Origin of the sequence: Methanobrevibacter sp. (assembly GCF_015062935.1) — an archaeon.
Taxonomy (GTDB): Archaea; Methanobacteriota; Methanobacteria; order Methanobacteriales; family Methanobacteriaceae; genus Methanocatella.
In genome coordinates this window covers 1-23,222 of sequence record NZ_SUTM01000026.1, presented here as the reverse complement: position 1 = coordinate 23,222, position 23,222 = coordinate 1, and the positions used below count along the sequence as shown (strand labels likewise).

The window sequence follows — 23,222 nt, the reverse complement described above, 5'->3', positions numbered from 1 at the left end:
TGGCTATTTCTTATCAACTTTTCTTTTTATAGAACTCACCATCCATTTCAATAAGACCGCTTTCAATCATCTCATCCAAATGTTTTGTGATTTTACCTTCAAAATTTTTTGATTTATATCTGATTAATGACTTTTTTATATCCTCAAAGCTTGTTTTGCCGTTGATTGAATCATAAATGCTTTGCTTGAACGGGGAGAGATTAAAAACTATTTGATTTAGGGCATCACCGTCACCGGCGTTTGTGAAATCCCAGTAGTCGTCCCTGACCTTAACTCCGAATTCTTCCTCCAGGTCAGGTATTTTATCCTTAAGTGCATCAAGGTGAGGGTAGCTGTCAAGAGCGTACTTGTGCTTGGATATTTTGGTTAGGAAACTCTCATAGCACTTTTTAAGGTCAATATTGTCTGAATAGAATGAATCCAGAACATATACCTTATCGTCAATTACCCTGACGACCTTATAGTCTCCGGTATCCTCACAGTAGTTGACCTCATTAAAGGCATTGACGTTCCACATGTTGTCGAGAAGGAAATTTCTTACAAACTCCGCATCCTGAAGACTGTCATAGTATCCGAAAATATAGTCGTCACCTGCAATCTGCTTTCTGATTACATATGTATCGAATACTTTAGATATGTTAAGACCGTATTTGGAGTTGTTCGGGTTTCTTTTGTGGATTTTTATGAGTTTTTCAACTGTTTTTTCATCAGGTTTACTGTCATACTTTCCAATCACGTGTATTTTTTCATCATAAACCGTTAAAACAAGATAATCCTCATCCTTTTTTATGATTTGAGGAGTTTTATTTAAGTCCCAGCCGTTTTCAACAAGCATGTCCCTAATAAAAACTGCATCTTCAAGATCAGGTATTTTTGCATAGGTTTTGTTGGCCTTGATTATATTGCAGGACTTTTTGTTTTCACGGATGTATTTTTCGCTCATCACAATTATATTTGGCTTTAAAAGTATTTAATATAAAGTTTAAATTAGTTTAATGACAAAAACAATAATATGTACAGAAAACTAACACTCGCATTGATTTTTCTTATTATTGCCGTTTGCGCAGTGTCTGCCGTCAGTGCGGCTGATGTGAATGTCACTGCCAGCGATATTTCCGAAGCAGATAATATCCTTGAAAGTCCAATTGAAGAGGATATCTGCAGTGAAGGGCAAATCGATGCAAAAATTACGCCAATAAATACTGAAATTGAATATAAAAGCGGATCTTTCAGCTTTAAGATAACTGATATGAATGATACTCCGATAGCCAATTCTGAGATGAATTTAAGAATCGAAGGAGATTCAACTGCTTATTATCAAAACAACGCAATGACAGATGAAAACGGAATTGCAACATTCAATTATGATGATTTGTATGTAATAAACAATAAGAACAACTTATCTGTTCTGGAAAGAATAGATGCGGGAGAGTATACCTCAATACTTTCAACAGATAACAAACTCATTAAACTCCCGTCAAACAGCTATACTTTAACTGTTAAACAGGCTGAAATCAACATGTCTTCACCGGATGTGATTTCATACAAAACATTGTCTTCAGTTGATGTCACACTCACAAATGCAAAAACAGGACTTCCAGTTACAGACGAAGCAATAAGATTCTATTTTAAGGAGTTTGACCTTAACGGCACAATGTATACAAACAGCAAGGGAATTGCAAGCTTTCCTATGAATGACTTGAAGGCTGGAAAATACAATGTTTACCTCAGTATCGGAGGAGACAACATCAAGGAAGTCAATACTCTTGTGACATACACTGTCAAAAAGCTTACAATCAAACCTACAAAGCTTACAACAACATATAACTCCGGAAGCACATTTAAAATCAGCATTGTTGACAATGACAACAAGGGAGTCGGCGGAGTAAAGCTCAAGCTCAACATATATACCGGGACAAAATACAAGACCGCCTATGTTACAACAAATTCCAAAGGAATAGCTTCCTACAAACCAACCAATCTGGCCAAAGGAACACACAAGGTTGTAATAAGCAGTGCAAACAGCAATTATGAAGCAAAAAGCGTTTCCTCATCAATCAAGATTAACCCTAAAACCCTGAAGCTTTATTCAGCTAAATTCAAATATTCAGAGGCAAGCATGCTTATGATTGGTGTTGGAGCAAACTCCAAAAAACCGATTGACAATGTCAAGGTTAAAGTGCAGATTTATACCAAAAGCAAATGCAAAACCTTCAATCTGGTGAGCGGATACGACAAGAAATCCAAAAGCCACGGCATGATATACATCATCACCAACAAGTTCACCGCAGGCACCCATAAGGTAAAGCTTACAGTAACAAGCCCTAACTACAAAGGCTCTGCAACCACCAAACTTGTGATAAGTAAAGCTGCTGCAAAAACAAAACCTAAATTCACCGTCGTTTTAACCAAAGGCAAGGAAAAATACGTTTAAGGGATGAATTTTCCCTTAATTTTCTTATTTTTAAACTATTTTTTAGTTCACCAATACCCTCAAATGAATATCTGAAAGTCCAAAGCCGAAAACGACTGAATGCCTTTTATAACATCAATAACAAATTCTTAAATATCGTTTACAATATAATTTTAAATATTGAAAAAACATGGATTGAGATAATATGAAATTTAAAAAGATAACTTTAATTTTACTGATTTTGTTTATCCTTTCTATCTCTGCAGTTTCTGCATCTGAAAGTGGAGATGACACGGTTTTAACAAACTCCACAGTTGACGTTAAAACATTTACGGATTTAAACAAAGATATTTCAAATGCCGGTGAATTTAATGTTACTGACAGCTATAAATTCAACGGACAGTATGACGCCAACTATACCGGCGGAATAGAAATCAAAAATAGAAATATTGTCATCAACGGAAATGACAATGTAATTGATGCTGACGGCAAATCAGCTATTTTTAAAATTGAAAACTCAAACGTAACCTTAAACAATCTTGTTTTCAAAAATGCAAACTCATCATCACTGTTTGTTAAAAATTCAAATTTAACAACAAACAACTGTGTTTTTGAAAATAACATTGCAGGCGACGGAGGTGGAGCGGTCTACACCTACAATGCAAAATATACAAGTAAAAATGACCAGTTCCTAAACAATTATGCAAAAGAAGGAGCTGCAATGTTTATTGACGACAACAGTGTCCTTAAACTTGAAAACGGATCTTTCAAATCAGCGAAAGAATTGTACTGGGGACTTATTTATATCAGAAGCAGCCAGATGAACATTGCCGAAACCACTTTTGAGGACATCACTTCAAAATATGCCCCTGCAGTATATGTCCTTAAGGGAAAAGGTGAAATCAGAAACTCCAACTTCATCAACCTTCATGCATCACTTACCGCAGGTGCAATCGGAATCAAGGACTTTTCAAGCCCTATTACAATCGACAGCTGCAGCTTCATAAACACTTCCTCACAGAAAAACGGAGGAGCTATCTTTGTTGACTCATCAGCGGATGAAGTGTTAAGCCTTGGAAAAATCCTCATAAACAATACACAGTTTACAAACTGTTCTTCCGAATTCGGTGGTGCAATACTTTATCTGGAAGGTACATTAACAGTTGACAATTCCACTTTCACATCAAACAGTGCAGTATATGACGGAGGAGCAATTTACTCATCATATACAAGAGCAAACATCCTGAATTCAAGATTCATTTCAAATCACGCTTTAACAAAAGGATTTTCCAACGGCGGAGCATACTACTACAGCCAGGGAGTGCTTACCGTCAACTCAACCAGATTTGAAGGAAACGATGCAAGTGAAGGGGCCGCAATCTATGCATATGATGCAACATTAAGGCTCAACAACAACTACTTCAACAATCCTACACAAAACGCAAGCAGCCTTTACGTGGAATTTATAAGAAAATACACCGATAATCAAAACAACTTCACAAATGACGTGAAATCCCTTGACAACAAGCATACAGAAACCAATGTTGAAGGAAGCCAGATGTCCTATAAGATTTTGGAAAACACAATTCACTTTGACCAGCTGCCTTCAAGGTTTGATTTGAGAGACTACAATTTCACCTCCCCTGTGTTCAACCAGGGTTCAATGGGAGCATGCTGGGCTTTCGGTGCGATTGAAGCACTGCAGTCTGCACTCATAAGATACACAAACATCAGCTCTAACTTCTCAGTAAACAACCTGCAGAATTCCCTGCTGCAGTATTCCAAATACGGAGTTATAGAAATAACTGAAGGTGCAAACGGATTCATTCCAGCCACATACTTCCTGAGCTGGCTTGGAGTATCCCCTAGCGGATATGACGAATATGATGAGCTTGGAAAAATATCCCCACTGATATTTACCGATGAGGACATCCATATCGTGGACATTGTTGAAATTCCTGAAAGAAAGAACGCCACTGACAATGACCAAATCAAGCAGGCGATACTTAAATACGGTGCTGTGGAAGCAACCGAATTTTCAACTACAGGTCTGCTTTTCTTCAACAAGACCACCAATGCGCAGTACTATTACGGAATCAAAGTCGATCCGAACCACAGTATCTGCATAGTCGGATGGGATGACAATTATCCTAAGGAGAATTTCGTGAAAACACCGGCAGGAGACGGTGCATTCATTGTTCAAAACAGCTGGGGAAGTGAATGGGGAGAAAACGGTTACTTCTATATTTCATATTATGATGAAACCCTTGCAACAGCCCACAAGCCTATTGCATTTGTTATAAGAAACAACGAAACCTATGACATGAACTACCAGCATGAAGTTTCAGGCCTTTTAGGTATTTACAATATTCCTTACTACAAAAACACTTATGTTGCTGAAAAGGACGGCCTCATATCTGCTGTTGGAACATTTTTCAACAAAACCGGTGCAAGCTACCAGTTTACAGTCTATGTCAACGGAGTAAACGTATACTCACAGAATGGAGTTTCAAGCTTCAGAGGATATGAAACAATAAAGCTTAATGACTACATCCAAATCAAGGAAGGAGACAAATTTGAAGTGGTATTCAAAAACAAGATTCCTTACATGGCATCAAGCAGGCTCCATGATCAGGAAAACGTTTCATTCCTGAGTGATGACGGCAAGACATGGGTTGACTTAAATGACCAGGGCTCTGTGGCTCTTTTAAAAGTATATACTGTAGAGGATTTGGGAATTGCAAGCAATCTTGTGAAATACTATGCCAATTCTGCTCCTCTTGTTGCAACTGTCGGTGCAGGCGAAGAAGTTATATTTGAATTGAACGGAGTTGAAAGAAAAGTTGTGGCCGATGAAAACGGCAGCGCAAAACTTCCTATAAATCTCAATCCTGGAAGCTATAAGGTTACCGTCAAATACAAAAACACAACAATAATCACTTCAGTTCTTGTTAAAAGCACAGTTGTTGCATCCAATGCCAAAAGAGCTAGCGGCAGCAATTATAATTTCAAATTCAGATTACTTGATGCTTCAGGAGCTGCCATTAAAAATACCAATGTTAAAGTGACTGTCAACGGAAAAACTACCACATACAAAACTGATTCCAACGGATACGTTACAATTGCATTCAAGAAGCTGTCCTCCAAAAAGACAATCAGCATTAAAAATCCAAAGACCGGCGAGGTAGCTAAAAAGACAATAACTGTTGCTTCAAGGTTTGCAGGAGCTAAAAACATTAACATGTATTGCAATGATGTGAGGGGAACCGCATTTATTCTTATGGCAGATAACTATGATGCTCCATTGAAAAACAAGTATGTCACAATCTACATTGACAAAAAGGCTCATAAGGTTAAGACATCCTCACAGGGCGTAGTTTTATTCCCGATTCCGAAAACCTTAACTCCGGGCACTCACAAGATGACCATAAAATATGGTGCCGCATCACAGACATATAAGATTACCGTAAAACATGTGATAAATGCAAAAAAGACAACTACCGTTAAAAGGACTTCTAAATTGGTCTATAAGGTTACCTTAAAAAACAAGAAGGTTCTTAAAAACAAGAAGGTGACCCTTAAGCTCAACGGTAAAAAATACACCGCCAAAACAAACAGCAAGGGCATTGCGAAGTTTACCATTAAAAAGAGCGTTATCGGTAAGCTCAAAGTGGGTAAGAAATACACAATAAGCATTACTTACCTTAAAGATACCTTAAAAAGAAGTTTAAAAGTTAAACGTTAGAGATTTTACTCTCTAACTACTTTTTTATTTATTTTTTTCAGCTATTTACTTACTTTAACAGTCTTTTTTACTGTGTCTTTCATGTAGGTGGCTGAATAGGTTATTTTTTTGCCGACCTTAAGTGCGGAAGTTTTGAAAGTGGCTTTTGCAATTCCTTTTGAATTGGTTTTTGCTTTTACGGTTTTGCCGTTGAATTTGAATTTGATTACTTTATTTTTAAGTTTTTTAGCTAATTTTACTGTTAAAACAACTTTTTTAGCTGATTTTTTGACCTTGACTGTGTTCAGGCTTACGAGATGTTTGACTGTAAGCTTTTTGGTGACTTTGGATGCACCGTAGCTTGCCTGAAGTTTGTATTCACCAGGTTTTAAATTGACTTTAAGTGTTGCAATTCCATTTTTGTTTGTTTTTGCCTTGATGGTTTTGCCGGATACTTTAAATGTCACATACTTGTTTTTGACAAGCTTGCCGTTAAAGTAGACTTTAACATTGGCATTGTTAGTGTAGATTACATTAACGTTCGGTATTTTGACATTGCTGAGCACGGTGACAAATGCATATTCTGTGCAGTTGAATCCGTTTTCACCGAAATAGTAAGCATCAATGTCGTATTCACCAGGTTTAAGGTCTTTTAATGGCATACTTGCTACGCCGTCCTTGATTGTGGCTGTGATGTTTTTGCCGTTGACATTAAAGATCACTTTTCCTTTTGCATCTTTAGGAGTCAAAATTTTAATGAACTTGTTTTGAGAGGCATACATCTCGCCGGGAGTCTTGATGTCAGGATATACTGTATATTTGGTGTCGATTTCAGTGACGTTAAAGTCATCACCAGTGTATTTTGCAGACAAGTCATATTTACCAGGAATCATACCTTTTATACTGATTTCAGCTTTTCCGTCAGTGACCTTAACTGTTTTGTAAAGTTTTCCGTTGATATATACTTCAAGGCTTCCTTTTGCAGAGTCCGGAAGTGTAAGTGAAGCGATTCCGCTGTCTCCGTAGTAGTGGAATGGGGAAACCACTATCTTATAGTCGATTGTGAAGTTGTGTGTTAATGTAGATGCGTAGTATTTCTGATTGCCTTTAAAGTCAAATACAAGTGTGTGATTGCCCATCGGGAGTTTTGAAACGTCAAGTTCAATCCATCCTGAATTGTCAATGCCAAAATCAGTCTGTTTTACTCCGTCGATTGTGATGTCAATGAGATTCTTTTTAAAGTCTGTAGGTACGATTATTACAACCTGACTGTCTTCACCGTATACGAATCTTCCGTAATTCCAGATGTCCACATCATAGGTTACATTGACAAGGACCTTTTTGGACTTGCTGAATTTGGATGCATTGTACTGTACTTCAAGGAGATGCTCACCGCAGGTTACATCATCAAACATGCAGTGCAGAAACTCACCATATTTGTCAAGCTTGTCTTTAAAGACCAGTTGATTGTCCACATAGACTGAGACGATACCATCACGATTATTGAGAATTTTCGCGGATATGCAGTCGTCATGGTCCAAAAGCATGTTTTGCGGTATCTGTATAAGCATGTCAACCACTGTAAAGTTGAATGTTTTTGTGAATTTCCTGTAGTAGCTGTCCCCTGCATAGGATATTGTGACATTATGGCTGCCCAAAGCCAAAGTGTTGAATTTTGTTGCATTTAAAAACATGTACTGCTGAGCGGTGAGATTGGTTAAAAAGACACCGTCAACATATATCTTGACTTCACCGTTTGCGGATTCAGGGAAAAATACTGAAACATAACCTTCCGGATCATCCTTTAGGATTTCTGATGCAAAACCGGGAGTTGTGAAATTGGGAGCAATTTTCATAACCTTCAAATTGCTGTTGAGTATTGAGATGTTGTTGAAAAACATGTCAATATGGTAATTGAGGTGGTCGGTGTTCCTGTTTACCACAATTGAGGATATTGCCTTTTGAGGGATTGTAATTGGAACCTGCACCGAAGAGGATATGTTTTCATTGTAGAATTCGACGTCATTTATTGTTGCCTTAAGGTTTCCTGATGTATTTTCAGGCAGTTCAACATTAATGTAGCCCAAATCTTCGCTATAGACTGTATCGTTGAATGATACCTTAATATCATCACTTACCTGCGCATCAGTAGTGTTGTCTGATGCACAAACCGTTGCGGCCATGCATATGGCCATTAAAAATAAAATTGATATTAAAAAAATTTTCGATTTCACACTAATTACCTCACTAATGAATACATATGTCGGAGGCAATATATTAAATTATATTTTAAAAAAAATAAGATTAAATAGGTATAAAACCTATTTTTTTACTTTAACTGATTTTTTGACAGTGTCTTTTAGATATGTGGCCTGATAGGTGATTTTTTTACCTGCCTTGAGCTTTTTAAGCACTGATGATTTTATGGTGACTTTTGCAACGCCTTTGCTGTTGGTTTTTGCCTTGTAGGTTTTGCCGTTGAACTTGAAGGTAATCAGTTTTGATTTCAGGTATTTCTTGTTTACCTTTGCAAGGCTTGCCTGCAGAATCAGCTTTTTGGCGGATTTTTTAACTGCAACAGTCTTTAATGTAACCAGGTGCTTAACGGTTATCTTTTTGGTGACTGTTTTTCCAAGAACTTTTGCTTTGACCTTGTAGGTTCCAGGATTTTTCTTTATCTTCAGGCTTGCATATCCGTTGCTGTCTGTGTAAACTTGCACTTCATCGTCACCCAGCTCAAAGAGCACCATTGCGCCTTTGACCGCTTTTCCGGCAATTGTAACCTTGATTTTGTATATTCCGGTTGTGGTGTAAAGCGGTGAGATGGAATTTGTTGAAACGACCACATTTGAAGGATTTACGGCTTTAAATGATGCATAAATGCCATCACCAGTGTATGACTGTGGAGTTTCCTCAAAGTTGATTGATCCGTATTTGTAGTCATTTATTTCAAAGCCCACAACATCATACATGCCTGCAAACAGTCCTATTGAAGGGAACTGGACTTTTCCGTTCTCATATTCAACATCATAGTCAATGATGTCTGACAGTTCATCGCTGTAAAGGGAAATTGAAAATGTGCCCTGTGCATCACCAGGCAGTTTAACGTCTACAATGCTGTCCTTTCCGATTGTTACCCTGTCTTTAACCTTGACATTAGGATATACATAAAGAAATACTTCACGGTTGAAAAAGTATTCATCTTCATCAAAATCAAAGGAATAAATGTGTGTGCCCATGGATAAATTTGAAAATACGACTTCTGCACTGCCGTTGATGACATCATAATATGTTACCTCACCGTTTAAATAATCACCGTCAATATCTTCAATCTTTTCTGTTACATATAATGTTCCGGTAATGTTATTGTGCAAATCCAGTATGTATTTGGCATCTTCACCAAGAAATACGGTTTCAGGAGCTTTAAATTCATAATCGATAATGTTGACTATAACATCCCCGTCATCGACATAATAGTCGTCTGCCTCATAGATGAATTCGAGAAAGTGTGTTCCCAAACGGGTTTCTTCGGGAAACTGCAAGTCTGAGAGTTTGATGCTGACATGACCCTGTTTAAGCGGAAACATTGCTATAAAGTCCCCTTCATCATATCCTCCGTCATATGCTGCAACATAACCGTATGCGTCACTTGGAAGTGTGAGACTTGCAATTTCAACATCATCAAGGTAATAGACATATTCCGCCGCCTCATTGACGTTTATCTGATAGGAGTCCCCATCATCCTCATCCAAGTAGTCATCATCCTCAAAGTCTTCATCATAATCTTCAAAATCATCATTTACAACACCATCATCTGATAGAACATCATCAGTGATGATTTCACTGCCGGCAGACAAATCTTGATTGTCATCTGATGCACTGACGGCTCCAATCGAGAGAACAATCACAAGAAAACTAATCATTAATGCGTATTTAAGCTTCATTTAAATCCCTTCATTTGAATATAATTTAATATTTATTTATAATATTATAAATACTATATTAACATCTTTCAATAATTGGCCAAATATGATGATTTGGATAGTTTATGTGATGATTTTTTAAAAAAAAGTTAAATTAAAATTACTTTGTTAAACAAAAATAGCGATTATCAGCCATACATATTTTTCTTGGAAAAAAATTGATTTCTAGAAATCGTCATTGCCCAGGATATTTTAAACGGAAAGGCCGTTAATTTTGGAAAACTCCTAGATATACATTATGCATTCCGGAATCTTTGAGAAGTCGTCTTCAGTGAAATTTAATATTTCCATTACACAGACACCCCATGGAAAGAACGATCACCATGACCCTACCTGCAATTTCATATATTTTCATCATCACACCCATACCCTTACTTTGAAAAAAAATATATTTAACAGTTTTTCAACCATCAAAAATAAAAGCGAAATCATTTAAAGGTGCATTTCAAGTGTAACTGCCGGAAAGTCAAATCAGGACAAATACAATCTTAAAATGACAACATTGACATCACTTTCCAAGATTTGTAAAACATGACTAAAAATGGTGGCAAAAGTGCAAAAGTGTGAAAAATATCGATTTACTCGCGGGAAATCTTCATACAGTAACAGGCTCTGAATGCTCCAATCAGAAATTTGAGGCCAAAAAGTCAACTTTTAAAAAAACAGTAAAATCAACACCAAAAAAGTTATACCAAATCATCACTCATGACATTTTACATCATATTGACAAAATTCAAAATCATGACTTTTCAGATGAAATATTGCGTTACTCGAAAAAAATTTTTTTCTAGACACTGCCTTAAAATCACCAAAAATGAAATCACGGAACATATCAAATATTTCATACAAAATCAAAATAGGATTAAAACCGGTGCCAATTTTTATATTGTTAAACACATAATTAACAATATGGATAGAAAATTGGATAACACAGAAGAAAAAATAGTAATCGCAACTTTCAACATCCTTCAAAAAGAAGGTGTTACAAAAGCAACAACAAAAAGAATAGCTAAAGAAGCCGGAGTTAACGAAGTAACAATTTTCAGGAAGTTTGAAAATAAAAGCAACCTCATTAATGTGACAAAAGACTATCACATGAATATTCTCATAGAAAGACTACGCGAAATCTTTGACTACAGTGAAGACGAGGAGATAGAGGACTACCTTACAAACAACTTCAGGAAAATGCTTGAGCTGTCAGACAATGATTTAAGCGTCATCAAGATAGCAATGGAAGAGGTCAGAGACATCCCGGGCAAAAAGCTTCTGATTTCAAACATTACCGATGTCATTTTAGACCAGATGGAAGCATTCTTCAAGCTGCAGATTGAAAAGGGAAACATCAGAGAGCTTGATGCAAGGTCCCTAAGTATCATGTGTTTCAGCCTGACATTCCAGTCAGTTGTCCTGTGGAAAGTCTACAACAAAAAGCCTAGCGTTGAAAACAAGCAATATGCAGAAAACATTATGGACATACTCAAAAACGGGATTCTTAAAAACTAGATTCAAATGCAAGTAAGCACTTGCTTGCAAAAAATTTTAAATATTTCTATCGTTATATATTCATATGACTTTGGTGAAAGTCAAAGTCAACAAATATTGTAAACACATAAATAATAATTTGGTGTTATTGACACTTTAGTTATTATTTATTTTCCGAAATTAAAGCTTAGGGAAGTTTACCTTCAAACTTCCCCAAATTATGGATGTTATTCAATTAGTTCAAAACACGGGAGTTTCATACTCCCGCACTCCTTAAATACTATTTTTAACGATTATTTTATCATTTAAAGAATGCAAGTAAGCGCTTGCAGGCGAAAAACTATTTATAAAAGCAGTTTAATATATTTAATTGTACTTTGAGATGATTGAAACTCAAAGCCAATAATATAAAAAGTTTTTATCCAATTCTCCATTTTAAAATAAAAACATTGGGAGTTTTAAAAACTCCCAAAACCAACTATTTTTAAAAAAAAAAAGATTATTTTTCAAGCTCTTCAGTTAGATGAGCTATCAGGCCGTTTACCTTGTCAAGCTGGGATTTGAATTCATCTTCCCTTGGAGATCCCCTGACCTTTTCAAATTTTTCCTCAAGTGATGCTTTAAGCTCCTCGGCCTTTCTGATTCTTGCTTCGATATTGGACTTGTCGACCATTATAACCACCTTGATAATAGTTATCCCTGTGAGTTAATATAGTTTTTTATGACAAAACTTAATTTTAGCTAAAAAGTGTTTTAAACCCTTTAAAGAGGAATTTAAGATGCAAGTAAGCGCTTGCAGGCGAAAAACTTTATAAATGACCCTGACCAAAGTAAGATTAACGAAAAAAAATGAGGTGAAATTATGAATATCAAAAAAACTATGCAAGAAGTTATAAAAGCTATAGACCAACCAATTGAACCTTATATTATTGAAACCGAAGACGGAAAAATAGAATACCGACCGATTCCAACATTCTCCGGCATTGCAACATACCACTACATGTAAATATAATTCTGATGTACTCATTACCTGATGGAGCTGAAACATGCTCCATACTCCCGCTTATTTTTTTAACATTAACGACCGCCATTCACCAGTAGAAATTCTAATTTTTAAAGTATTTGATATATATCCCAATTTTTAAAAATTTATAAAAATTGAAATGCTTGGTGTTAATGTAAAAGACGATTAAAATAAATTAATGGTTTTGGATTGATGTGTATGATAATTAATCCTTAACGAAATAATTGTAAATCTCATCCTTGACCTCATGGTCGATCTTGAAATGGAAATTAACAATAGGCTGTTCCTTGCCACCAATTGTTCTGTAAACCTGCCTGTAGCTTACAGGAGTCAGTTTACCAATATAGTAGAACTCAATTCCCTCATCATTACTTTTCTGAATGAAAAGCTCGGTATCAACGCCATTGTAGTTAATGAGAGGTTCAAGTTCAGGTGATGAAGTCTTACGGTTGTTTCTGCTCATCCAGTTGAATTCAGTTTTTGAGATGAAATGATCCTCATAGTTGATTGTCTCTGATATGTCCTCAGCCTTGTTGTATGTTACAAAAATCGGACAGGTATTGTACTTTATCTTATAGCCACCGATGTTTTGACCGTTCATGAAGTGCTTCCAGTTCATAATCCTCAAGACATCTTCCCTTGAGTATTTTTCATACAGCTTAAAGTCGCCTTGTGATGAATATACATTAACATACTTGAAAATTCCATATTTTAAAGCATCATTCAGGTGATTTACAAATACCTGAGATGAAATGGCCTGTCTGAAGGAATCTGAGATTTCAAATCTGTAATCAGTGTTGTTTTTCAAATCCCTGAAAACATCCTCATCGAAGTTGAAAAACAGGTTTTTTGGATTGTCAATGAGTTTTTCAATGGTATTTGCCTGATATCCCTCACCCTTTTCCTTAAGATAAAAGTTAAGGCTCAAAAAGTTGATGGCACCCTTTATGGAATCAAACTGATTTTCCAAATCAAAATTGTCCTTAAGACATTTTTCAACCTGCTCGACAGTGAAATACTTGTTGTATTTAAGGCATTCAAGAATAATCAGCTCATGAGGCCTGATTCCCTTTAAAAGCTTCTTGGATATGAACTTTAAATGATCAAGATTGTCAATATTGGAAGTATAGTCATCATCAATCTGGTCAAGGAAATCATGATAGGTGGGGAAATCCTTGTGATTTAAAATCAGTTCAGGATTGAAATCTGCATTAACGGCGAAGTCATATAATGAAGGAATCCTTCCAAGCTTGTATTTTAAATTCATGTACTTTTCCTTAAACAAAGCCTTCTTGTTAAATGAAGTCTTGTTGATTGAGTCATATATACGATTTCTTGAAATCTCATCAAAGTTTATTGAAGACGCACCAGGAATGACCCTGTTTCCCTCAATGAGATACTTCCTGATTTTGTCCTTGTCATAAGACCTGTCTCCTGAAAGGGCAATCGGAATCATGAAGTTGTTCTTGTAGTTTCCGATGAAATCCAAAATTACAACATACTCCTTGTTCTTGTATTTCCTCAATCCCCTTCCCAGCTGCTGGATGAAAATGATTGGAGACTCGGTCGGCCTTACTAATAAAACTTGATTGATTTCAGGAATATCCACACCTTCATTGAAAATGTCTACTGTGAAAATGAATTCAATCTTGTCTGGGTTTTCATCGTTTGTCAATCTGTCAATTGCATCAAGACGCTTTTCCTGTGAATCATCACCAGTTAATACGACTGACTTGTAGCCTTTTTTATTGAATTTTTCACTTAAAAGAACAGCTTCCCTTTTTCTTGAGCAGAACACAAGCGCCTTTCTTCTGTTTCCGGAATATCCGTAAAACTCTGACTTTTCTATTAAGTAATTAACCCTTTCATCAGATGCTAAAAGATTAAAATCAGTGAAATCATCATCTATCTCACCGTCTTCAAACTCAACATCAGCTATTCCGAAATAATGGAAGGGACATAACAGGTCTTCCTCCAAGGCTTCCTGGAGCCTGATTTCATGGGCAATGTTATTGTCAAACAAATCGTATATGTTAAAGCCGTCTGTACGCTCAGGTGAAGCGGTCATTCCAAGCCAGAACTTAGGCTGGAAGTACTGGAAAATCTTTTGATAACTCAAAGCACCGGCCTTGTGAACCTCGTCAATAACAATATAGTCGAAATGATCTTTACTGAAATCCCTATAGACTTCATCCTTTGACATAGTCTGGATTGTTGCGAAAATATAGTTCTTGTCAAAGTCCTTGGAGTTACCTGAAACGAGACCGAAGTTTTCATGGTCCTTGAAGACGTTTTTATAGGCTTCAATTGACTGCTTTGCAATCTGCTCCCTGTGGACTAAAAATAAAAATCTTTTCGGCTTGAAATCCTTAACCGCAAAGGCTGAAGCATAGGTCTTACCGGTACCTGTTGCAGATACCAGAATTGCCCTGTTTTCACCATGTTTTATGAGGCCTCTTAAGTTTTCAAGAAATTCCTCCTGCATGATGTTAGGAGTCAGGTCTTTTACATGCTTTTCCTTAAGCTCTTCGGTGATTTGCCTTATGTGGGTGAAGCTCTTGTTGTCATTGTAGATTTTCTCATAAGCCGGAAGGATATCTTCCAATTCGTTTGCCTGATTCCACAGCTCATTGAATTCATTTTTAATTGATGCAAGCATCTCACCTTCATCCAAAGAGGTGAACTCAACGTTCCATTCCTTGTTGACTGTAAGAGCATTCATTGTAAGGTTGGAACTTCCGATGATTGCCTTTGAAGTGTCATTTTTCTTAAAGATATAACCCTTGGTGTGGAAACCCTCATTTTCCTGAGAATACATCCTCACTTCAATGTTTTTAAAGCTCTGAAGCTTTCTTAATGCCTTAGGTTCTGTAAAATATAGATAATCTGTTGTTAAAATTTTTCCTTTAATGTTTGCGGCTTCTAGTCTTTTGAATTCTTCTAAAAGATGCATTAAACCACCCATTGTGATGAAAGCCGAAGACATGATGAACTCGTCACAGTTTCTAAGCTCATCGATTATGGAGTTTATGACCTTGCTGTCAGCACTGTTGTAGACCAGTTTTGGTGTGAAATCTGAATTTGAAGCATTGAATTGGTTTATAAAAGCAGTTTTAGCCCCGTTTAAGATTTCATCCTGGTTCATTTTAATCATCCATGGTTTCTTTCAGGTAGTTGACAGCCTTGATGTCTGCAGGAATCCAGTTGACATCGTCTAATTGATCTTTTGTAAGCCATTTGGCGTCATTGTGTTCTAATAATTTTGGAGTTCCTTCTGTAATAATAGCTTCAAAACAGCTCATTTTCAAATAAAAAGTAGGATACTGGTATTCCAAGTCTAGGGCGAATTTAGTTGGCTTGATTGTGCAGTCAAGCTCCTCTTTGATTTCCCTTATAAGAGCTTCCTCTTTTGATTCGTTTGGCTCTATTTTTCCGCCAGGAAACTCCCACATGTTAATGAACTCGCCGTAACCTCTCTTTGTGGCGAGAATTTTATTATCCTTTTTAATAATAGCTGCTACAACATTTAAAGTTTTCATATTTTTCCTCTGGTTTAATATTTAGCAGCTTACGTTATAAAGTTTTAATAAAAAATTATCGAACTAACTCCACTCCTTGATAAAGTTATTAATTGTTTTTTCATCTTTAAGTTGGAAACTATCATCCCAATTAATTAAAATCAAACCATGCTTCTCAAATTTACGTGTAATAACCTTAATTTGACCCTTAGTATAACCTAAATCCAATAAATCTGATTCATAAACGATTTCAGAAGGACTTATGAATTCTAAAAGTTTTTTAAGTTTTAAAACTGTGAGTTCTTTATCTAAACAATCAAAACATTTTTTACCTTTACTGTCCCTATCTAAAGAACTGCCACAAATAATACATTTTTTATCAGAAACCCTTTCTTCCCTTAATTTTTTTGTTAAATCCAAATATTCCTCATTGAAAATTATTCTAGCATCCACTTCTTGTTTAGAATTAACATTAGCTAATTTTTCTAATTCTTCACTTAATTCTTTACTACTATAAAATAAACGAGTTTGCATATTTAATCTTGTTTCAGCAGGAATCCCATCAATATAAACTGGAAATGTGAAATTATAAGCTTCTAAAGGCAATAATTGAGCTACAACATTCTTTTTGAGACCCCAACCTTTACTACTATAAGATTTTCCTACCAACAATTTTGTATCAATATAATTTAAATTTTCATTATTAAAATTATCTAAAGAAAAATCTAACTCTTTTTTATTGAATTTAATTTCAATAGGAATTTCCATATTTGGGTCAATAGATTTTTGTTTTCTGAGATGTTCCTTTAATGGAGTTCCTTTATAAAACAAACGTGGATTAATTCTAATCCTGCAAGGGGAGATAATATTTCTAATTAAAATATAACACTCACGTTCATACCTCAAAACAGGAATAAATTTACGAATATCCATTAAATTTAATGCCCAACCTGAAGGAACATCTTTAATCTTTTTTCCAAAATTAACCTTTGTTAAAATTGAACAATCACATTCATTTTCCAGCAATACTTTTCGGGACATGAAAACCAACACTTAACTACTATCTTCGATAAAATCATGAATTTCCGCTTGGAATTTCTTAATACGATTTCCCTTTTGAGAGTTTTCTTCTAATTCTTTAAGTGCGACAATACCTGTATTTGCATATTCCATAGCAATATCTGCAACTTTAATATCATTATTAACTATTTCAGGATCTTTAGAATCAGATATGGCAATTGCATAAACTAAAGACAATTCTTCTTTAGTCAATTGATTCATAACAAATGTATCATTACCTTTAGCTTTAGGATTTTCAAATTTTGTTTTAAATCCCATAGAATAACCTAAAGCCATTAGAAGAAGGAAATTTTCTCTTTTAATGATCCCTTCAGTTCTAGAAGAATTTAAAATTTCTGATTTCTTAAAAAAATCAGCGTAATTTTTTTCAATATAAAAATGGTTTGACATATTACCCATAATTACATCTCCTCAATTTTGATTTGTTTTTCTGAATCAGATTCTTTTAATACATATTCATAGATATGTTTTTCTTTGAATAATTTTTTAACTGGCTCAGAATATTCCTCTTCAAGCAAGAATAAAAGTAATTGTTTTTCTTCACTTACATTTAAACAGCTCTTAGCAACATTTAACCTCTGCTCACCGCCAGTCCTAGCTAAAAGAGTATCTACAACTAATGGTGATTCAAATCCTGAAACAGAATGAATAGCTAAAATAAATGCTAATGCTAAAAGTTCAACTTCAGAGGCACTAGCAGAAGACTTTGATGGCCTTCCATCTTCATCAAATAATTTTACTTCATAATCATCATTTATTTCAATACTTCCATAAGTTTGAGATTTTCTTATTAATCTAAAGAATTTATCATTTGTGGCCTGTTGGATAGTTTTTCTAGTTTCTGCCATCATATCTTCTTTAACATCCTTAATAACCACTAAAGAATTGGTACATAATTTGATTTTAGCGGAAATATCCCTATATTCCTCCTCATCTTCAAGTAATTGAAGATATTCTTCATGCAATTTCTGCACTTTCTTTTCCAATCTATTATTATTTTCATTTAAATTATCCAATTCTGATTTTTTAGTAGGTAAAATACTTAAAAGCTCATCACGTTTATCAATACTTTCCCTAAGATGTTCATTAACTTTAATAGCATCATAAAATTCTTTAATTTCACCTTCTAAAGTGGAAATAGATTTTTCATAACTATTAATTTCTTTTTGCAATTCCCTTTCTTTTTTCAAATAATCATCCTGAGTATCCTTAAAACGATTGAAATATTTTTTATTATCATTTAAAATTTTATCTTCAGGAGAAATAAGATACAATTTAGCTTTTTTGGATTTGATATGATTAATCAGTTTTTCATCAAAACTACGGTCACATACTTTACATGAATGATCATGTATAGAATCCTCCAATATACTCACATCAATCGGATAAATATAAGTATCATCCTTATTTTCCTCAATTAATTCTAATGCTTTGACAAATGCTTTTTTTGCTAAAATTTTAGGTGAACTTTTAATTATTAAGTCATTTAAACTATCTTTTTTTGATTTGAGTAAATCTTCAAATTCAGACTGTTGGTCTAATTTTTGACTTCTTTTAGATTCTAAATCTTTTATTGACGGAGCAGTGCCTAAACTCTTCATTAACCCATTCAATTCATTTTGTTTTGATTCAAATGCCTTTTTTAAATTATTATATCTATTTTTTTCAGATTTTAAAAAATTAGATTGACTATTATACTCCTGTAATTTACTATCGGCATCGGAATTCGGATTTCCAAGTTTTCTAAGGTCTTTTAATTTAGATGTTATTCTTCTTTCCATCTCATCAAGCACAAAAATGTGGGATAAAGTAAATACTTGACCCTTAATTGCTGAAGACATCAAGAAATAATTATCCAATTGTTCCCCATCAAAAAAGAAGAATTCTTTAATAGCTTCAGGAATAAATGAAGAGACCAATAACTCACATTCTTCCCTATCTCTACACACATTTGAACTAGAACCCTCAATTTCTGTGACAGTAAATTCCTGATCAATGAATTCTTCACGTTTACCATTATTTTTATAATAATCACTATGAATACTATGAATTTTAAAAATATCAGTACGTTTATAAATCAATTTCAACCCATTTCCGGAAACTGTGATTGAAACAGATGCCCTTTCCTCGTCATTATCTGAATTGTTACTTACTTCAGTATTTAATGTAGGTAATGCATCATCCTTATCTTTAATTTTTGGTTCTTGATTATACAAACACCAAGTCATAGCATTTAAAAAAGTTGTTTTACCCGCACCATTTTCCGCAATGACAACATGAATATCATTTTCAGATTCATTGTTGAATTTAATATGAGTATCCACATATTTTCTAAAATTCTTAAAATGAATTTCATCAATCCTCATTTAGATACCCCTCATAATATTTATCAATTAGTTCATCATATTTGGCTTTCCATTGATGTAATCCTTTATTTTCTTCAATGAAAATATCTTGAAGAAAATTAGCAACATTATCATCACTAGAATTCTTTTTTAAACTATTGAAAATTTTTCGTTTAGTATTCATATGTTCACCTATAAATTTTTCTCTAACATGTCAATAACATAATCATAATTTTCAGCAATATATCCGATTTTCTTATACCTTTCTTTTTCTTTTTCAAAAATGGATTCCTCAAATTTCTGTAAAGACTTATCTAATTTATATTTTGAAGGCTTAACAATTAAATCATAAATATCCGCACGATTTTTACCTGGAGAACGACGAATAACCCTTCCAATTCTTTGAATAAATTCTCTGGAACTATTACTACTGCACAGGAAAATAGCCTTTGAAGCAGATGGAACATCCACACCTTCATCCAAACAATGCATTGCAACCAATACCTGATAATTTCCATCAGCAAAATCTTGTAAAATCATCTCTCTTTCAGATAATCCACCATATTTTTCCATAGGAATAGTTTTTTCATCCATTGTGAATTTATGCGCCACAATATTTCGTCTAGCAAGAATATCTAAAACTTCCTCAATTTGATTATGACTGCAATAAATTATCAATCCAGAATAATCATCAATATCATCCAATACTTTTTCAAAAACTTTAAATTTATTAAATGCATCTTTAATTAATTCCGCTCTCTGGAATAACAAATTAGCTTTTTGTTTATTGTATTCATCATCTTGAAATTTGAATAACTTCAAAGTAATTTTTCTATAATCTTCAAGTTCCGAATCCGTTAAACTTAAAAAATAAGGACAATAATTATATGGAGTTAAATAAGATTTACCATCTCTAGGATTGTAATAATTATAAATTGCATCCTCTAATGATATCCTATACAATTCACCTCCAAAAAAGTCAAAAAGAAAATCAGACTCCTCATCAGAATATCTTGTAGGAGTTGCGCTTAAACCTAACTTAAAATCATACAATTCATCTATTAAACCATTTCTACGATAAGGAGATCCCAAACCATGCATCTCATCCCCAATTAAAAAATAGCTTTCTTTTTTATATTCCTGCAACAATTTAATGAAATCAATACTCGCTAAAGTATCATGTGTTGTTAGGACAACAATATTTGTAATGAATTTTAATTTTAAATCTAATAAGTGCTCCTCTAACTCTTTCCTCCATTTTGTATCCCCTGTGGCAGTAATGATTTTATCTACATTTAACCCTATTTTTTCAATAGACCTTTTCCATTGAGGAAGCAAGTGTTTAGTTGGCGCAGTAATGACAGTTACCAATTGAGAATTTTCCGTTAAAAGTTTTTCCAAACAACCTAATGCAGTAAATGTTTTACCAGTTCCGGTGGCCATCACAAAAATACCTTTTTTATCATTTAAAAACCATTTATCCCTTGCATCGAGTTGATAATCATATAATTCAATTTTTTCTTGACCTTCACTAGGCTCATCACCAGATGAAAAAGAATCATGAAAAATTAAATCATTAAAATCATCAGGAGCATCATCAATTAATTTCTGTTCAACCGCTTCAGGAACATCTAAAATTTTATAGGAATCCCATTTTGAATTCCACAAATCAGTGAATGTATCTTTATTTTCTTTAAGATGAACTAACTCCCCATATTCCCAATCCCGAAATAGATGAAACTCTTCTAAATTTTTTTCCCATGCGGCGGAAGTTTCATTTATAGAACCGCTGAATGAAATAAGATTGCCTGCAAAATCATACATTAAACCAATTTTATAATGAAGAATTCCACCACTTGCAGTGACTGGATTGCCTTCATCATCCACTTTGACTGCAACTCGAATTCTCAATTGCTTATTGGCAATCATCCACCCCAAAACTTTAACATGGTTTTTAACAATTTCATCTTCAATAGAGTTTAATTCTTGAAGAAATCCCGAAGTTAAAATTTCTTCAGGATGTTCTGAAGCAAATTTAACCATATTAACATCAGACGGATTTAAATCGACACCACACAAAAGATCCATCTTACCCCCATTTAAAATAAAATCTTTTAATCCAATAGCAACAGAAGCAAGACTTTTTGAATTAAAATAACCAACAACACGACGATATTTTTTAGAATTAGCCAAAGCAGGAATGTAAAAATCGTTTAGCAAATCGTCCTTTTGAGAATCATAGTGTTCTTTGAATTCTAACTCCAGAAATGTTTTCATTTAAACCCCGAAATATATTTTAATTTTGCAGAAAATTTAACAATGAAAATTTGTTAAACATTTTAAAATTTGAATATAACCTCAATAAATTCATCTTTTGATCAAATTTTACATACAAAGATCAAAATTGACTTCAAACTATAATATTGCCCTCACTTTGTAATATTGCTTTCATTTAAGAATTTATTTAAATTAGTATATAAATTATGAATATTTAAATAATAACTAATAATTATATAATAAAAGCTCATTTATTGATCCTCTCTTATTACCATTAGAATTAATTGACCTCCTAACTTTAATACGTTTATAATCAAATTTTTTTAAATTCAAATTTCCATAAGTGTCTTCAAAAAAATTATTTGATGGATCATGATTTTTTGGGTCAGAATTACTTAAAATAAACTTTGCACCTTTTTCATCTATACGTTTGCAATATTCACTCAATTCCATTTGTTCTTTTATTCCAAAACCCTCTGAATTATAACTGGTAAAACTATTTTTTTTAATAGGCAAATATGGAGGGTCCAAATAAACAAAAGAATCCTGCTCAATTAATGCTTCTGATTCAGCATAATCCTCACAAATAATATTAACACCTTTTAAAACTTCAGAAACATTTAAAATATTTTCTTCATTACAAATTTGAGGATTTTTATATTTTCCAATGGGAACATTAAATTTTCCACCCTTATTTACCCTATATAACCCATTAAAACAAGTTCTATTTAAAAAAATCATCTGAGAAGCTCTTAAAATATGATCATTGGAAAAATTTTCATAATCAAAATTATCTAAATTGTCATTAAATTCATTCCTAATCCCATAATAATATTCTTTTCTTGAATCAGAATCTAATGGCAAATATTCATCAGAATATACCTTCAATTGAGAAATTAATTTTTTTGGATTCTTTTTAACGACCAAATAAGTTAATATTAACTCCTTATTAATATCCCCCAAATATGCATATTTTATTTTATACTTATTTGCCAAATGGAAAAAAATTGCTCCACCACCTAAAAATGGCTCAAAATAACTATCAATAACACCAGAATCTTTAATATTTTGAGGTAAATTTCTATCAATGAATTTAATGACCTGTTTTTTTCCACCAGCCCATTTTAAAAAAGGTTTAGGCATTTTATAGTCCACAAGTTTAGATTGCATAGTTTTTCCTCAAATATATTACAAAATATTGATATACTAAATGAAAACAATTTTTCATAATAAGAACAATTTTACCAAATGAAAGCAATATTTTGATCACTACAATTTATATAAAAACTCATATAAATGATGATCATTTCATCATTAGTTAATAATCATGAAAAATAAAAATTCGAGGATTTTTATAAGCAAATCACAATTTATCT

16 protein-coding genes are annotated in these 23,222 nt (G+C 33.8%); 4 read left to right on the top strand and 12 right to left on the bottom strand.

Going from position 1 to position 23,222, the window contains the following annotated elements; all coding sequences use genetic code 11:
• Positions 1 to 13: 13 nt before the first annotated feature.
• Positions 14 to 943 carry a hypothetical protein gene (locus E7Z81_RS10720; protein WP_292747631.1) on the bottom strand — a complete coding sequence of 310 codons (930 nt, stop codon included), beginning with the start codon at positions 941 to 943 and terminating at the stop codon, positions 14 to 16.
• A gap of 69 nt (positions 944 to 1,012) precedes the next feature.
• Here E7Z81_RS10720 and E7Z81_RS10715 point away from each other — a divergent pair, with 69 nt between their 5' ends.
• Both E7Z81_RS10715 and E7Z81_RS10710 read left to right on the top strand, forming a co-directional pair.
• Entirely contained in the window at positions 1,013 to 2,434 is a 1,422-nt protein-coding gene (locus tag E7Z81_RS10715) for an MBG domain-containing protein (protein WP_292747629.1), read from the top strand.
• A gap of 184 nt (positions 2,435 to 2,618) precedes the next feature.
• Positions 2,619 to 6,158 carry a C1 family peptidase gene (locus E7Z81_RS10710; protein ID WP_292747626.1) on the top strand — a complete coding sequence of 1,180 codons (3,540 nt, stop codon included), beginning with the start codon at positions 2,619 to 2,621 and terminating at the stop codon, positions 6,156 to 6,158.
• A 41-nt stretch (positions 6,159 to 6,199) separates the two neighbouring features.
• Here the strand turns inward: E7Z81_RS10710 and E7Z81_RS10705 are convergent, their stop codons facing one another.
• Together E7Z81_RS10705 and E7Z81_RS10700 are read right to left on the bottom strand one after the other, a co-directional pair.
• A complete protein-coding gene (locus tag E7Z81_RS10705) occupies positions 6,200 to 8,332 on the bottom strand; it encodes a hypothetical protein (RefSeq protein WP_292747623.1) in 2,133 nt (710 codons plus the stop codon).
• A 126-nt stretch (positions 8,333 to 8,458) separates the two neighbouring features.
• Positions 8,459 to 10,081, bottom strand: coding sequence for a hypothetical protein (locus tag E7Z81_RS10700; protein ID WP_292747621.1), 1,623 nt, complete (start codon positions 10,079 to 10,081; stop codon positions 8,459 to 8,461).
• A gap of 948 nt (positions 10,082 to 11,029) precedes the next feature.
• Here E7Z81_RS10700 and E7Z81_RS10695 point away from each other — a divergent pair.
• The gene (locus E7Z81_RS10695; RefSeq protein WP_292747619.1) at positions 11,030 to 11,623 is read left to right on the top strand and encodes a TetR/AcrR family transcriptional regulator; all 594 of its coding nucleotides are present in this window, start codon (positions 11,030 to 11,032) and stop codon (positions 11,621 to 11,623) included.
• A 478-nt stretch (positions 11,624 to 12,101) separates the two neighbouring features.
• Here the strand turns inward: E7Z81_RS10695 and E7Z81_RS10690 are convergent, their stop codons facing one another.
• Entirely contained in the window at positions 12,102 to 12,275 is a 174-nt protein-coding gene (locus E7Z81_RS10690) for a hypothetical protein (RefSeq protein ID WP_292747616.1), read from the bottom strand.
• 189 nt (positions 12,276 to 12,464) lie between these two features.
• Here E7Z81_RS10690 and E7Z81_RS10685 point away from each other — a divergent pair, with 189 nt between their 5' ends.
• Positions 12,465 to 12,608 (top strand): hypothetical protein, encoded by a 144-nt coding sequence (locus tag E7Z81_RS10685; RefSeq protein ID WP_292747613.1) that lies wholly within the window; start codon positions 12,465 to 12,467, stop codon positions 12,606 to 12,608.
• Between the two features lie 223 nt (positions 12,609 to 12,831).
• Here the strand turns inward: E7Z81_RS10685 and E7Z81_RS10680 are convergent, their stop codons facing one another.
• The 8 genes from E7Z81_RS10680 to E7Z81_RS10645 all read right to left on the bottom strand — a co-directional run bounded on the left by E7Z81_RS10680 (position 12,832) and on the right by E7Z81_RS10645 (position 23,016).
• A complete protein-coding gene (locus E7Z81_RS10680) occupies positions 12,832 to 15,771 on the bottom strand; it encodes a DEAD/DEAH box helicase (RefSeq protein WP_292747611.1) in 2,940 nt (979 codons plus the stop codon).
• Position 15,772: 1 nt separating this feature from the next.
• A complete protein-coding gene (locus tag E7Z81_RS10675) occupies positions 15,773 to 16,165 on the bottom strand; it encodes a (deoxy)nucleoside triphosphate pyrophosphohydrolase (protein ID WP_292747606.1) in 393 nt (130 codons plus the stop codon).
• Positions 16,166 to 16,228: 63 nt separating this feature from the next.
• Positions 16,229 to 17,185, bottom strand: a complete 957-nt coding sequence (locus E7Z81_RS10670; protein WP_292747603.1) for a hypothetical protein — start codon at positions 17,183 to 17,185, stop codon at positions 16,229 to 16,231.
• Positions 17,186 to 17,197: 12 nt separating this feature from the next.
• Entirely contained in the window at positions 17,198 to 17,623 is a 426-nt protein-coding gene (locus E7Z81_RS10665; RefSeq protein WP_292747600.1) for a hypothetical protein, read from the bottom strand.
• 2 nt (positions 17,624 to 17,625) lie between these two features.
• Positions 17,626 to 19,590 carry an AAA family ATPase gene (locus E7Z81_RS10660; protein ID WP_292747597.1) on the bottom strand — a complete coding sequence of 655 codons (1,965 nt, stop codon included), beginning with the start codon at positions 19,588 to 19,590 and terminating at the stop codon, positions 17,626 to 17,628.
• On the bottom strand, positions 19,580 to 19,753 hold the full coding sequence (locus E7Z81_RS10655) for a hypothetical protein (protein ID WP_292747594.1): 174 nt from the start codon (positions 19,751 to 19,753) through the stop codon (positions 19,580 to 19,582). Before E7Z81_RS10655 ends, E7Z81_RS10660 begins: the two co-directional genes overlap by 11 nt.
• An 8-nt stretch (positions 19,754 to 19,761) precedes the next feature.
• Positions 19,762 to 21,846 (bottom strand): DEAD/DEAH box helicase family protein, encoded by a 2,085-nt coding sequence (locus E7Z81_RS10650; protein WP_292747591.1) that lies wholly within the window; start codon positions 21,844 to 21,846, stop codon positions 19,762 to 19,764.
• 225 nt (positions 21,847 to 22,071) lie between these two features.
• Positions 22,072 to 23,016 (bottom strand): Dam family site-specific DNA-(adenine-N6)-methyltransferase, encoded by a 945-nt coding sequence (locus E7Z81_RS10645; protein ID WP_292747588.1) that lies wholly within the window; start codon positions 23,014 to 23,016, stop codon positions 22,072 to 22,074.
• Positions 23,017 to 23,222: the final 206 nt, after the last annotated feature.